Source organism: Maribacter sp. 6B07 (assembly GCF_002700155.1).
GTDB classification, from domain to species: Bacteria; Bacteroidota; Bacteroidia; order Flavobacteriales; family Flavobacteriaceae; genus Maribacter; species Maribacter dokdonensis.
On record NZ_PDUT01000001.1, the window covers coordinates 1,393,115 to 1,406,464 of the forward strand.

Consider the following 13,350-nt stretch of genomic DNA (forward strand, 5'->3'; position numbering starts at 1 on the left):
TAAGTCAATAGAGAAATCCTATAATCAACTGTTGAAGGTTATTTAATTTTTAGAAGTACAAGGTCTGTATTTCCTTTAGAGGTCAAGGTATTAAAATCAGTACTTGCCGTTTCTCCCACCACCATTACACTTCCGTCCTCATTTTCAATGAGATCATATGCAAAATCCAGTCCCGACCCACCATAGGATTTCTCCCAGACCAATTCTCCTACACTGTTGGTTTTCACCAGCCAAATATCATTCTCACCATAATTAAACGAACTGTCCTTATCATCACTTTTTGAATTACCGGTAATGTAGAAACCGCCATCTTTACTCTGCACAACAGCTTGTGCCAGATCAAACTCCGATCCGCCATAGGTCTGCTCCCATACAAGGTTACCTTCGGCATCAATTTTAATCATCCACACATCAGACCCTCCATGATTGACCAATACATCTCCATTGTTACTAAATGTATTTCCTACCACAACATAACCATCATCTAAGGTTTTTGCTATATCATATGCAACCTCAATACCATCGCCCCCAAATGAATGCTCCCAAAGCAGATTGCCAAATGCATCTACCTTAACTACCCAGAACTCATAACTACCATTGGTGCTACTAACATCGTAATCATCACTTTCAGTAAAGCCGGCCATTACAAAACCACCATCATTACTCTGAACCACGCTGTGAGCACGGTCATTGTTTGTTCCACCAAAATAACCTCGCCACTGAATACTTCCATTTTCATCTATTTTGGTTCCCCAAAATTCACCCACCCCATGGCTGGTAAGACCGTTTCCTTTTTCAGTATTGCCGTCGGCCCTGGCCGAGGTAATATCTAAAAAACCCGTAAAAAAGTACCCACCTTGTGACGCCTCAAGAATATCGTATGAATGATCATGTCCAGAAAATCCGTAGCTGCTCTCCCATTCCAAAACACCTTGTGCATCTAATTTTAAAATCCAGTTGTCATGAAAACCTTGATTATTGGTAGCATCACCATCACTACTCATGGCATAACCCGTTAACGCATAACCCCCATCTGTAGTTTGAACCAAACTCTGACCGATATCGTCCATACTACCGCCATAAGTTTTGTTCCATTGTAAAACTCCGTTGGCATCAAATTTTAAAAACCAATAATCATTTTCTTCCTCAAACTTTGCAGCAATATCACCATCAATACTACCTGTATATCCTAAAACGGCAAAACCGCCATCGTTTGTTCCAATAATTGCCTGAGCACTTTCGTTTCCACTACCGCCAAAATTTTTGACCCAAACCAACTCCCCTACAAATTCAGATTCTAGCCCGTTAAAAGCAACTTCTGCATCTTCTTTTGCACAAGAAAAAACAACACACAGCACCAAGAACAAAAGAATTCGTCTTATCATCAGTTCGATTTTTTAATAATAAAGAAACCGCTATTGATATCGCTTACAACAATATTGGCACTTTCAAAATAAGGATAAACACTCCAAACACCTGAAAACTGCGTATTATCATTTTCAGGGTAGGTATCAAAATACCCTGTTTCAACAACTACACTGTTCTCAATTTCAGAAATATCCAAAATTCGCACACCAGCAGTATAATTGGCCAAGAAAAACTCATCTTGCAATACATAACCATTATGATCTATGGCATTCGTAGGACCTAAATACGTGTGATGCAACACGGGATTCTCTAAATCTGCCATATCAAAAATTAGCGTACGTGTTTGAAAACCTTGTCTCACCTCATCCAATTCATCACCTAGGATAAAAAAACGCTGATCTTCCGTAAACCAACCTTGGTGTGTATAGCCAATATTAGGATATGGCAATGTGGCCAAGGTTACCGGTGCACTCTTGTCCGATATATCCACGACTACCACTAAGTCTTCATTAGCACCCACAAATATTTCCGCCCCTTGATAATCAGCATCAGGTCCATTATATGTAATCACCTGGGCATCATGCGTATAGCCATTCAAACCCCAACCACCTGCAAGTACAGGAACAATAGGATTTTGTAGATCAAGAAAATGCACTCCGCCGTTAAACTCATCATCCCTATCTGTACCGACCGGATAGGCAAAACCAGAGGTTTCATTTATTACGATGTTATGTGCATTTCCAAGTCCGGTATAACGCCCGTCAGCCGTAAATTCTTGGGGAGGGCCAACAACATTTCGCAACCGCTTTAAATCAAACACCTGAACACCATGACCATTAGCCTCTGAGACCACATAAGCAAAATCTTCATACACTTTTACATCTCTCCAGGAACTGGCAGTTGTAGCTGTTGGTAGTTTTCCTAAGTACATGGGGTTTTCAGCATCGGAAATATCTATAAATACCATACCATTATCCAAGCCCATTATGGCATACTCCTTACCTGTTTCGGCATCGGTCCACCCCCATATATCATTAGCCTCGCTAGCAGAAAAATCGTCCAAAGAAATATGCGCTACCAAATCATAGCCATTGCAAGGGTAAATACCTGCCATTCCATTATTGCATGGTATACTTCCAATTTCGTTAGGTATGTTGGAAGGCGTTTCATTTTCTACCTCATCGTCTAGCTCTAAATTGGCGCTATCATCTGAAGAACAGCTAAAAAGCAAAGAAAATGTTAAAAACCAAATCACCTTTTTCATGCAATCAATTTATAGTCAACACTTAAAGATACTAAATGCATTCATACAGAATGTATTAAATCCGTTAACCATTTAAATTTCAAAAGAAATCGATTATCTTCATTACCGAATCAAACAACAACAACTTATGTCAAACAACAAAATCAACGACAAAAAGAACACCCGCCGAAAATTTATGAAGAATACCGGTATGGCGGCAGCCGGTTTTATGATCGTACCAAGACATGTACTTGGAGGAACGGGCTTTATTGCTCCCAGCGATAAACTTAACATTGCAGGTATTGGCGCAGGAGGTAAAGGGCAAAGCGATATTGCATCGTTTGCCGAGAGCCCCAACGTTAACATTGTTTCGCTTTGTGATGTAGATGATAGACAAGCGGTTACTTCTAGAGAAAACTTCCCAAAAGCCAGTTATTACAAGGATTTTAGGGAAATGCTAGATAAAGAAGGTAAAAACATTGATGCCGTTTCTGTTTCTACCCCCGATCACAACCACGCCGTTGCAGCTTACCAGGCAATGTCAATGGGCAAACACGTGTATGTACAAAAACCTTTGACCCATGATATTTGGGAAGCAAGAATGTTAACAGAGGCTGCCAAAAAATTCAAAGTTGTTACTCAAATGGGTAACCAAGGTGGTTCTGGTGACGGTGTACGTACCATGAAAGAAATTTATGATACCGGAATTATAGGGGAGGTACATACCGTAAAATGTTGGACCAACAGAGCAATTTGGCCACAGGCATTACAAACACCAACTAAAAAAGATCGTGTTCCTAAAGGTCTAAACTGGGATCTTTGGTTAGGTACCGCACAAATGCGAGATTATAACAATGCCTACCTACCATTTGATTGGAGAGGTTGGTCAGATTTCGGTACAGGTGCACTAGGTGATATGGCCTGCCATATTATGGATCCGGTATATAGAATTCTTCCAATTTTATATCCTGATACCGTAGAGTGTAGTGTATCTGACTCCTTCAGTGGCAATTTCCAATATAAAGATTACCCTAAAAGTTTCCCGAATTCCAGTAAAATACATTTAAGCTACCCAAGAACGGATGGCAAAGGAAAAATAAAAGTAACCTGGATGGATGGCGGACTATTACCTGAAAGACCAGAGGAACTAGGTGATGATGAAGCTTTAGGAAACTGGGATGGTGGTGTATTGTTCATAGGTACCAAAGGAAAGTTAATGGCAGATTGTTATGGTGCAAATCCGCGTTTACTTCCACTGAGCCTAAACGAACAGTTTGAAGTTGAACAAACCATTGCTCGTGTACCAGAAGGGCACTACTTACAATGGGTAAACGCTTGTATGGCCGGTTACGGTAATGCAGAGACCAGTTCATCCTTTGATTATGCCGGACCATTTACAGAAAGTATCCTAATTGGTAACTTGGCATTAAAATCTTATTTTGAAGTAGACCCTACGGTAGAGAACCAAAGCTTTTGGGGCGGTGGCAAACAATACCACGGTAGAAAACGCTTACAATGGGATGCCGCAAATATGAAAATCACTAATTTTGAACCCGCAAATAAATACGTAAAACGCACCTATAGAGATGGTTATTCTTTAGGATAAGCACGCAACAACTTTATAATTTCAGTACTAAGACCGATGCTTTTCAGCTTCGGTCTTTTTTATGCCATACATCTTATTTTACTTCTTATTTTTGCAACATGCTAGAAGATAAAGAACAAGAAAGAACATCATTGGAGAAATTGGGCGAATTTGGGCTCATTGAACACCTTACCAAGGGTTTTGAAATAAAACAAGCATCTACACTCAAAGGAATTGGTGATGATGCCACAGTTTTAGATTTCAAGGATAAAAAGACTGTAATAAGTACCGATCTTTTAATTGAAGGCGTTCATTTTGATCTTGCCTATATGCCATTGAAGCATTTAGGGTATAAATCTATCATGGTAAACCTATCCGATATTTATGCCATGAACGCTACGGCTACTCAAGTAACCATTTCTATTGCAGTCTCTAATAGATTTCCGCTAGAAGCTCTTGAAGAATTATATGCTGGCGTAGCTACGGCATGCAAAACATATAATGTTGATTTAGTGGGTGGTGACACTACCTCTTCCAAAACAGGTTTAATGATCAGTGTTACGGCCATAGGTATTGCCAATGAAGAAGATATTGCTTACCGTTCAGGTGCACAACCAAACGATTTATTGGTTGTATCCGGTGATTTGGGTGCGGCATATATGGGCTTGCAAGTTCTGGAAAGGGAAAAAGAGGTTTTTAAAGTAAACCCTAATAGTCAACCCGATTTAGAACCTTATTCTTATATCGTAGAGCGACAGTTGAAGCCTGAAGCAAGAAAGGATATACCTGAGTTATTAAAACAATTGGAAGTTCATCCTACATCAATGATAGATATTAGCGACGGTCTATCCTCAGAAATTCTTCATTTGAGTAAAAGTAGCGGATTGGGAATTGACTTGTACGAAGACAAAATTCCTTTAGACCCTACCGTAATATCTGCATGTGAAGAATTCAAGATAGACAGTACCCTTGTAGCGTTAAGCGGTGGCGAAGACTATGAGCTATTGTTCACTATTGACCAAAAAGAATTCCCAAAAATTAAAGGCAATCCTAACCTTACCGTCATAGGGCATACCACGGGAAAAGACGAAGGGGCTTACTTAATTTCTAGGAATAATACGAAGATTCCGTTAACCGCGCAGGGTTGGAATTCATTTGACTAATAAATACCTATTATGACTATGCTACCTGTTGTTGAGTAGCCGTATGTCTTCTTTGGTAAATATGTTCTAATGTTCTATTGATATCTTGTAATTCAGGTGTCAATATAGACAGGTTGCCACTTACGTCTGTGGTTACTTCTTTTTGACAATGAATACATTTGTACTCCTTAATGTGCGATGTCACTTTCTTAGAAATGGAATAGTGATGGCCAAAGATGCTGCAGAATATTTTTTTCATGCTGTAGGTTTTATTGCAAGAATTCCGATTTGGGTGATCGAGAAAATGCGGTTAATATATTAGGTTGAAACTTCAGGAAATTAGCATACGCTTATTTTCCTTTTGTTAAAGTACAGTATATTAAAGGACTGAACCACTAATTGTTGTGAGTTTCACCTATGCTGTTGTCAATGCTCTTTTTTTTGCGGTTTCAAAAAATGAAAAAGCTTGGCTTACCTGTTATTTAATAATCTTTCACTTAATTTGTACCTATGTTTAAAAAGAAGGAAACCCTTGTAACCGCCTTTGCTCTATTCTCTCTTTTTTTTGGAGCGGGCAATCTTATTTTACCTCCCCTATTAGGGTTTAATTCTGGAAATCAATGGTTGGTAGTTACTATCGGTTTTGGACTCTCTGCCGTGGCCATTCCCGTTCTCGGAATTTTGGCTCATGCAAAATTACAGGGTTCCCTTATAGACTTTGGCAATAAGGTCTCACCTATTTTCAGCTTAGTATATGCATTTTTCATATACGCTATTGCCATAGCACTCCCCAGCCCTAGAACAGCATCTGTAACGCATGAAATGGCCATTCAGCCATTTTGGGATATATCTTCTTGGTTTACCAGCAGCATCTATTTTGCTTTTGTGTTATTGTTTGCGCTTAACCGTTCTAAAATATTGAATATACTGGGCAAGATATTGACGCCGGCTATCATTTTAATTCTTCTTTTGGTAATAGGAATAACGATTTTCTCTTTCCCCTTTGATTTTGGAAGCACTACGATTGCCAGTCCGTTTGCCAACGGAATACTGGAAGGCTACCAAACATTCGATGCTATTGGCGCTGTAGTTGTTGGGGGGGTAATCATCATATCCATTAACCTAAAATATGTTGATGCAACCTATGAGGAAAAGAAAACATTAATTAGAAATGCTGCCTGGTTTGCCGGTTTGGCCTTGTTTTTAATTTATATGGGGCTTATTCTTTCTGGAGCCTTGTCTCATGCTGTTTTTAATGCAGAAACTACCAGAACCGAAATATTATCCGGTTTAGCAAAACAGAGTTTAGGTAACATCGGTAATTTGTTCTTAAGTATACTGGTAGGTTTAGCATGTTTTACCACCGCAGTAGGTATCGTAACCGGAACGGCAGATTTTGTAGCATCAAGATTTAATGAGTCAAAATCGGCATATACCATTATGGCTATTATTGGTAGTGTATTAGGTGTTCTCGTTGGTCAGTTCAATGTAGCTTATATTATTGCCGTAGCCATACCCTCTTTAATGTTCATTTACCCCATTACCATTATACTCATTGTTTTGAATGTAGTGCCAGATAAATATGCATCGTCTTTGGTATTTAGAGCGGTAACCATAGCCACCATACTATTTAGTATTCCTGATTTCTTGGGAAGTATTAGAGCAGTAACACCTGAAGCAAATACGTTTTCGTGGATTCCGCTTCAGCAGTATAGTTTAGGCTGGGTCTTGCCAGCTTTGATTGTGTTCGTAATTTTCAATATTTATATAAACGCCAACAAAAAATAAATTACTGAAAACTTATTTCATCTAATTCATACCCAAAAACCAAACCTTCGCCATTTGGTTTCCGTAAGTGAGGTATACTAAAAAATTAGATTATGAAAATTTCAAATACGATTAAACTTGCCACTCTTGCCTTAACTTTAGGACTTACTACTTCATCCTTCGCTCAAGATGGTGCTATGGAAATGAAGAAGGACAAGAAAATGATGAAAAAGGAAAAAATGATGATGGAGACCAAAATGGTCGGTGGCGCTGAAATGTACCCTAATAAAAACATCATTGAAAATGCAGTGAACTCAAAAGACCACACAACTCTAGTTGCAGCAGTAAAAGCAGCAGAATTAGTAGAAACTTTAAAAGGTGAAGGTCCGTTTACAGTTTTTGCTCCTACAAATGAAGCATTTGAGAAATTACCAAAAGGGACTGTTGAGACCTTGTTAATGGCTGAAAACAAAGCGAAATTACAATCGATTTTAACATACCATGTAGTTGCTGGAAAAGTCAGCGCTATGGATTTAATGAAGATGATTAAGGATGGTAACGGAAAAGCTGAATTAACTACAGTAAACGGTGGCACTTTAACCGCAATGCTAAAAGGAAAGAAGGTTCAATTAAAAGATGCCGCGGGTAATATATCTACTGTGACAATTGCAGATGTAAACCAATCAAATGGAATAATTCATGTTATTGATGCCGTGGTTTTACCAGGTATGTAAGAATTAATATTCCCCCAATTTATAGGAACGGCCCATTAAAAATGGGCCGTTCTTTTTTTTAAAAATCTATTTCTAAACTAATAGGGCAATGATCACTGCCCATAATCTGATCATGAATTTCGGAGGACTTTACTTTGTCCCAAATAGATTCACTTACCAAAAAGTAGTCTAAACGCCAGCCCACGTTTCTACCCCTTGCACCACCACGTGCACTCCAAAAAGTATATTTATTGAACGTAGTAGGGTGTAGTTTTCTAAAACTATCAACTAAATTAACCTCTTTCAACATATGGTCAAACCCATCTATCTCCACTTGGGTAAATCCAGAAGTTTTGTTGTAATTACTTTTGGGGTTGGCTAAATCGTTCTCAGTATGTGCCACGTTAAAATCACCTGTAATGATCAAAGGTTTTGATTTTGAAAGCTCTTTTAGGTAATTGGTAAAATCTTTATCCCATCCTGCACGGTAATCCAATCTTTTTAGTCCACTACCACTATTTGGAATATAGACGTTCACCAAATGAAAGTGTTCAAATTCAGAATGGGTAATCCTTCCTTCTAAATCATGAATTTCTACCCCCATATTCTTGTTGAACGCCACGGGTTTCTTTTTAGAAAGAATTCCGGTACCAGAATATCCTTTTCTTTCGGCACTATTACTAAACAGTTCATAATCTGTAATTTCTTTCAATGCTTCGGCAATCTGATCATCTTGCGCTTTGGTTTCTTGAACACAAAACACATCGGCATCAAATTCCTTAACAATATCCTCAAATCCCTTTTTAACCGAAGCCCTAATTCCATTAACGTTCCACGATACTAATTTCATGCTTGCTATTTAGTTGTTCATTAATTCCTCTATCTCATCTGCCTTAATCGGAATATTCGCCATTAAGTTAAAAGGTTCTCCTTTTTCTTGAATAACCACATCATCTTCTAAACGAATACCCATATTTTCCGCAGGTATATAAATACCCGGCTCTACTGTAAATACCATATTGGCTTTCATTGGTGTTTTCAAAGCCCCATAATCATGCGTATTCAAACCAATATGGTGACTTGTACCGTGCATGAAGTATTTCTTGTATGCAGGCCATTCGGGATTTTCATTTTGTACATCGGCTTTATCCAACAAACCAAGACCTAAAAGTTCTGAGGTCATTATTTTACCACATTCCTTGTGATATTCTGCCCAAAGCGTACCCGGTACCAACATTTTAGTAGCATCGTCTTTTACACGTAAAACAGCATTGTACACCTCTTTTTGGCGTTTGGTAAATTTTCCGCTTACAGGTATAGTTCTAGTAAGATCACTAGAATAATTGGCATATTCCGCAGCAGTATCCATCAAAATTAAGTCACCTGCATTACATGGTTTATTATTCTCCAGGTAATGTAAAACATTAGCATTATTACCAGATGCAATAATTGGCGGATAAGCAAAACCTTTAGATTTGTTTCTTATGAACTCATGCAGCAACTCAGCCTCAATTTCATACTCCATTACCCCTGGTTTCACAAAACTTAGTAGTCTTCGAAATCCCTTTTCAGTGATATTACATGCCGTTTGCATAATATCAATTTCCTCAGGCTCTTTTATACCTCTAATTTCCTGCAAAATAGGATTACTCTTTGCTACGCGATGAGCAGGATATTCACGCTTACATTTTTCAATAAACCGATCTTCTCTAGTCTGCGTTTCTACCGCCTGCCTGTAATGTTCGTTTGTATTGAAATAAATAGTCTCGGCTTCGGTCATTAGATCGAAGAAGATTTTATCAAAATCTTGCAACCAACAAATGGTTTCTATACCAGAGACTTCCGTAGCTTTTTCTTTGGTTAATTTTTCACCTTCCCAAATGGCAATATGCTCATTGGTTTCACGAACAAACAAAACTTCGCGATGTTTTTTATTAATGGCATCGGGAAACAACACCAGTATCGTTTCTTCTTGATCAGCACCGGATAGGTAAAATATATCTCTATGTTGCTCAAAAGGCAAAACACTATCGGCTCCTATCGGGTAAATATCGTTAGAGTTAAAAACTGCAATACTTTTAGGTTGCATGCGGTCCATAAACTTCTTACGGTTCTTTATAAATAGGGAGTTAGGTATTTGATCGTATTTCATGAATTTATATTTTGATATAAAATTACGCATTATGTGTTGTTTCCTTAAAAAATAGGGCATGGAATTATAAAATTTACAAGAATGTTAGCACAACTTCTTAGCTACAAAATGGCTAACTTGTATACCTAAACCAAACAAAGACAACTCATGAGAAAAATTGCTTACCTCATCTTAGGTGCACTATGCCTACAGGCATGTTCAGAAACACCAAAAGAAGAAACACAATCCGATCTTTTTGCCCGTATTGATACCGAAATAAAACAAAATTCCAAAGGCTATAACACATTAAAGGAAGCTACAGAAACTATAGGTCATAGGTTAACAGGATCAACCAACGGTGCACAAGCAGAAGAATACACCTATAACAAATTCAAGGAATATGGTTTTGAAGATGTTGTTTATCAAACTTTTGAAGTTGAGGCATGGGCAAGAGGCGAAGTTACTTTAACCATCAACGAGGATGATATTAAGGTAGTGACCTTAGGTCATGCACCTGTAGAGGCACACGTTACCGGTGAAATTGTAGACATGGGCAATGGACTAGATGCAGACTACGCTGCCAACCCAGATGCCGTAAAAGGAAAAATAGCTTTGGTATATATTAATATTCTACCAGGTAGCGAAGAAGGGTTAAGCAATTTACACCGTAGCGAGAAAACGGCTTTAGCCATAAAATATGGTGCTATTGGTATTATTATCATTAACCAAGTGGACCATGGTGTTCTATTAACAGGCACCGCATCGGTAACAGGAGAGTTGATTCCAATACCTGCTGTATGTATTGGCAAGGAAGATGGCATGGCATTAAAAGAAACGTTGAAGACCAAAAAAGCTACCGCCAAAATTGACATGACCAATACAAGCGATATAATTAAGGCAAGAAACGTAGTTGCAACATTACCAGGTACGGAAATACCTCAAGAAGAAATTGTCATTGGTGGTCATTTAGATTCTTGGGATCTGGCTACCGGTGCCATAGATAATGGTATTGGTTCATTTGCAGTGCTTGATATTGCAAGGGCATTCAAGGCTAATAATCTTCAGCCAAAAAGAACCGTGAAGTTTGTTATGTTCATGGGAGAGGAACAAGGTTTACTAGGTTCTAAATATTTGGTAGAACAAGCTGTTGAAAACAATACCATTGAGAACATTAAATATATGATGAACCTAGATATGTCCGGTAACCCAATAGGTATAAATGCTGGCGGTAAATTAGATAATGAACAGTTTTTTAAAGATTTAGGTGCTGCCATTCAAAAACAGGATACTATTTATCAAAACAAATTCTCCAACAGATCAGGGCTACATAGCGATCACCAACCATTTATGCTTGAGGGAGTTCCCATTTTATCGGTACACAGTAATTTAGACCGTTCTATCTACGGATGCTACCATTCTGATTGTGACGATTTTCATTTGGTGAATGAAGACCATATGAAAAATACGGCACGTTTTGGCACAATGATGCTGTATACTCTGGCAAATGCCGATACTTTACCAGCAACAAAAATGGATAGTGAAACTACTAAAGAATTCATGATTAAAAATGATTTAAAAGAGAAATTGATCATTGGCAACGAATGGAAATGGGAAGAGTAATCTCCATCAAAAGAATATTATTAAGGCAGGGCATTGTACCCGCATTACTCTGCCTTTCTTTTTTAGCAGGATGCTCTCAGCAGCCTGAAGAAAAACCAGTAGATTATTTTGAGCTTGTTCGTCCAGAATTCACGGGTCAGCTTGCCTCTGAAACTACAGATTTTGTAGAAGATTATTGGCGTGTTGTGGGCAACACCGGTTTTAATAAAACAATTCACCTTATTGCAGATAGTCTTAAAGCAGCAGGTTATGTATTAGAAGAGAAAGCAAAAACTGGTGATCGGTTTACCTACCGTATTGAAAAGCGAGCAATGAGCCGCCAAACTTGGGAACCTGTTTCGGCATCACTACAAATTGTAGGTCAAGAAATGCCCTTGCTACTTTCACAAACCAATAGGAACATGACTTATTTAAATTCAGCTTCTACCCCAAAAGAAGTTATTGAGGCAGAAATTGTATGGGTAACATCTGTTGAAGATATGGAGTCCGCCTCCTTGAAAGGCAAAGTAGTTTTTGCAGAAATGAGTGCTAGAAAATTGTACAAAACCGCAGTGAAAAACGGGGCAATAGGAATTCTCACCTATGACAACCCAGGGTATTTACAACCAGAGAAAAATACCACTTCAATTCAATTTAGAAGTCTTCCTTCACCATCTGATAGTGATTTCTGGGGCATTGCCCTGTCATATGAAGCAAAAGAAAAATTAGTGGCGCAACTTAAAACAGGAAATACCGAAGTTCTAGTAAAGATAGAAACCAAAAGATATCCATCCGAAGAACTGACCATTGTTGCAGATATTAAAGGAAGTGAATTGCCCAATGAACGTTTGGTGTACAGCGCACATGTTCAAGAACCCGGTGCCAATGACAATGCAACGGGTGTTGGCACGCAATTAGAAATGGCTAAAACCGCAGCCAAATTATTCGGCGAAAATAAAATAGCATTTAAAAGAACCATGACTTTTTTATGGGGCGATGAAATTGTTTCTACCAACCGGTATATTCAAGAAAATCCAGAGCGTGCAAAAGGAATTAAATGGGGAATTAGTCTTGATATGGTAGGCGAAAATACTGCAATAACAGGCGGCACTTTCTTGATTGAAAAAATGCCAGACCCAAGTGCCATTTGGACTCGTGGCAATGATAAACACAGTGAATGGGGCGGTGATGTTTTAAAGTTAGAAGACATGAAACCACACTATTTAAATGATTTTATAACATCGACCTTTACAAAACAGGGCGAATTTGCGAATTGGGTGGTAGAAACCAACCCGTTTGAAGGTGGCAGTGATCACACTCCGTTTTTACAAGCTGATATTCCCGGACTTTTACTTTGGCATTTTACAGACCAATTTTACCATACCGATAACGACCGTATAGATAAGGTTTCACAAGAAACCATGAAAAATGTGGGTACTGCGGCACTAGTGAGCGGACTCACCCTAGTAAATTCATCTACGGCATTTGCCTTAGAACAAATATCCTTATTGGAACAAAAAGCCATAGACCGTTTACAAACTGAGTTTCAGTTAAGTGTAAACGCAATTAAGGATGGCAACGCCATTGAGAATGAAAAAGCTATTCTAGAAGCTTGGGAAGATTGGTACGTTAAAGCCATCTCAACCGCCAGCGATGTTGTTTCAAAATCAAATGGCGATATTAAAAACGCCATTAAAGAATCACAATCAAGGGTATCGTTAAAATCACAAGAATTGATCAAGAAATTGAAAACCAGCTCTAAAAACTAATCAGTAACTTACCATCTGCAGTATCAAAAACAT

At 38.4% G+C, this 13,350-nt stretch carries 11 protein-coding genes; 6 read left to right on the plus strand and 5 right to left on the minus strand.

Annotation, left to right across the window (positions count from 1 at the left end; genetic code table 11):
- Nucleotides 1–38: 38 nt before the first annotated feature.
- Nucleotides 39–1,385 (minus strand): hypothetical protein, encoded by a 1,347-nt coding sequence (locus CSC80_RS05805; protein WP_236973328.1) that lies wholly within the window; start codon nucleotides 1,383–1,385, stop codon nucleotides 39–41.
- Complete coding sequence (locus CSC80_RS05810; RefSeq protein ID WP_099190417.1) at nucleotides 1,385–2,632, minus strand: choice-of-anchor B family protein; 1,248 nt, start codon at nucleotides 2,630–2,632, stop codon at nucleotides 1,385–1,387. Before CSC80_RS05810 ends, CSC80_RS05805 begins: the two co-directional genes overlap by 1 nt.
- 127 nt (nucleotides 2,633–2,759) lie before the next feature.
- Between CSC80_RS05810 and CSC80_RS05815 the strand changes: the two genes are divergently transcribed.
- Nucleotides 2,760–4,217 carry a Gfo/Idh/MocA family oxidoreductase gene (locus tag CSC80_RS05815; protein ID WP_099190419.1) on the plus strand — a complete coding sequence of 486 codons (1,458 nt, stop codon included), beginning with the start codon at nucleotides 2,760–2,762 and terminating at the stop codon, nucleotides 4,215–4,217.
- A 98-nt stretch (nucleotides 4,218–4,315) separates the two neighbouring features.
- Nucleotides 4,316–5,359: a thiamine-phosphate kinase gene (gene thiL, locus CSC80_RS05820; protein WP_071340892.1), complete on the plus strand. Its 1,044-nt coding sequence runs from the start codon at nucleotides 4,316–4,318 to the stop codon at nucleotides 5,357–5,359.
- A gap of 16 nt (nucleotides 5,360–5,375) precedes the next feature.
- Here the strand turns inward: thiL and CSC80_RS05825 are convergent, their stop codons facing one another.
- A complete protein-coding gene (locus CSC80_RS05825; RefSeq protein WP_074670994.1) occupies nucleotides 5,376–5,597 on the minus strand; it encodes a hypothetical protein in 222 nt (73 codons plus the stop codon).
- A gap of 251 nt (nucleotides 5,598–5,848) precedes the next feature.
- Between CSC80_RS05825 and brnQ the strand changes: the two genes are divergently transcribed.
- Both brnQ and CSC80_RS05835 read left to right on the plus strand, forming a co-directional pair.
- Nucleotides 5,849–7,126 carry a branched-chain amino acid transport system II carrier protein gene (gene brnQ, locus CSC80_RS05830; RefSeq protein ID WP_099190421.1) on the plus strand — a complete coding sequence of 426 codons (1,278 nt, stop codon included), beginning with the start codon at nucleotides 5,849–5,851 and terminating at the stop codon, nucleotides 7,124–7,126.
- A gap of 92 nt (nucleotides 7,127–7,218) precedes the next feature.
- Entirely contained in the window at nucleotides 7,219–7,839 is a 621-nt protein-coding gene (locus tag CSC80_RS05835) for a fasciclin domain-containing protein (RefSeq protein ID WP_091607781.1), read from the plus strand.
- A gap of 58 nt (nucleotides 7,840–7,897) precedes the next feature.
- Here the strand turns inward: CSC80_RS05835 and CSC80_RS05840 are convergent, their stop codons facing one another.
- Both CSC80_RS05840 and CSC80_RS05845 read right to left on the minus strand, forming a co-directional pair.
- On the minus strand, nucleotides 7,898–8,668 hold the full coding sequence (locus tag CSC80_RS05840) for an exodeoxyribonuclease III (protein ID WP_099190423.1): 771 nt from the start codon (nucleotides 8,666–8,668) through the stop codon (nucleotides 7,898–7,900).
- Between the two features lie 9 nt (nucleotides 8,669–8,677).
- Nucleotides 8,678–9,970 carry an aminopeptidase P family protein gene (locus CSC80_RS05845; protein WP_099190425.1) on the minus strand — a complete coding sequence of 431 codons (1,293 nt, stop codon included), beginning with the start codon at nucleotides 9,968–9,970 and terminating at the stop codon, nucleotides 8,678–8,680.
- A gap of 147 nt (nucleotides 9,971–10,117) precedes the next feature.
- On the opposite strand from CSC80_RS05845, the gene CSC80_RS05850 reads away from it, so the two are divergent.
- Together CSC80_RS05850 and CSC80_RS05855 are read left to right on the plus strand one after the other, a co-directional pair.
- A complete protein-coding gene (locus CSC80_RS05850) occupies nucleotides 10,118–11,569 on the plus strand; it encodes a M20/M25/M40 family metallo-hydrolase (RefSeq protein WP_099190427.1) in 1,452 nt (483 codons plus the stop codon).
- On the plus strand, nucleotides 11,557–13,317 hold the full coding sequence (locus tag CSC80_RS05855; RefSeq protein WP_099191425.1) for a M28 family peptidase: 1,761 nt from the start codon (nucleotides 11,557–11,559) through the stop codon (nucleotides 13,315–13,317). Before CSC80_RS05850 ends, CSC80_RS05855 begins: the two co-directional genes overlap by 13 nt.
- The last annotated feature ends 33 nt before the right edge of the window (nucleotides 13,318–13,350 follow it).

What these genes read in the sequence shown, in the direction of transcription:
- CSC80_RS05850 (WP_099190427.1), top strand. Translation starts at nt 10,118, where the DNA reads ATGAGAAAAATTGCTTACCTCATCTTAGGTGCACTATGCCTACAGGCA.
- CSC80_RS05825 (WP_074670994.1), bottom strand. Translation starts at nt 5,597, where the DNA reads ATGAAAAAAATATTCTGCAGCATCTTTGGCCATCACTATTCCATTTCT.
- brnQ (WP_099190421.1), top strand. Translation starts at nt 5,849, where the DNA reads ATGTTTAAAAAGAAGGAAACCCTTGTAACCGCCTTTGCTCTATTCTCT.
- CSC80_RS05845 (WP_099190425.1), bottom strand. Translation starts at nt 9,970, where the DNA reads ATGAAATACGATCAAATACCTAACTCCCTATTTATAAAGAACCGTAAG.
- CSC80_RS05840 (WP_099190423.1), bottom strand. Translation starts at nt 8,668, where the DNA reads ATGAAATTAGTATCGTGGAACGTTAATGGAATTAGGGCTTCGGTTAAA.
- thiL (WP_071340892.1), top strand. Translation starts at nt 4,316, where the DNA reads ATGCTAGAAGATAAAGAACAAGAAAGAACATCATTGGAGAAATTGGGC.
- CSC80_RS05805 (WP_236973328.1), bottom strand. Translation starts at nt 1,385, where the DNA reads ATGATAAGACGAATTCTTTTGTTCTTGGTGCTGTGTGTTGTTTTTTCT.
- CSC80_RS05835 (WP_091607781.1), top strand. Translation starts at nt 7,219, where the DNA reads ATGAAAATTTCAAATACGATTAAACTTGCCACTCTTGCCTTAACTTTA.
- CSC80_RS05815 (WP_099190419.1), top strand. Translation starts at nt 2,760, where the DNA reads ATGTCAAACAACAAAATCAACGACAAAAAGAACACCCGCCGAAAATTT.
- CSC80_RS05810 (WP_099190417.1), bottom strand. Translation starts at nt 2,632, where the DNA reads ATGAAAAAGGTGATTTGGTTTTTAACATTTTCTTTGCTTTTTAGCTGT.
- CSC80_RS05855 (WP_099191425.1), top strand. Translation starts at nt 11,557, where the DNA reads ATGGGAAGAGTAATCTCCATCAAAAGAATATTATTAAGGCAGGGCATT.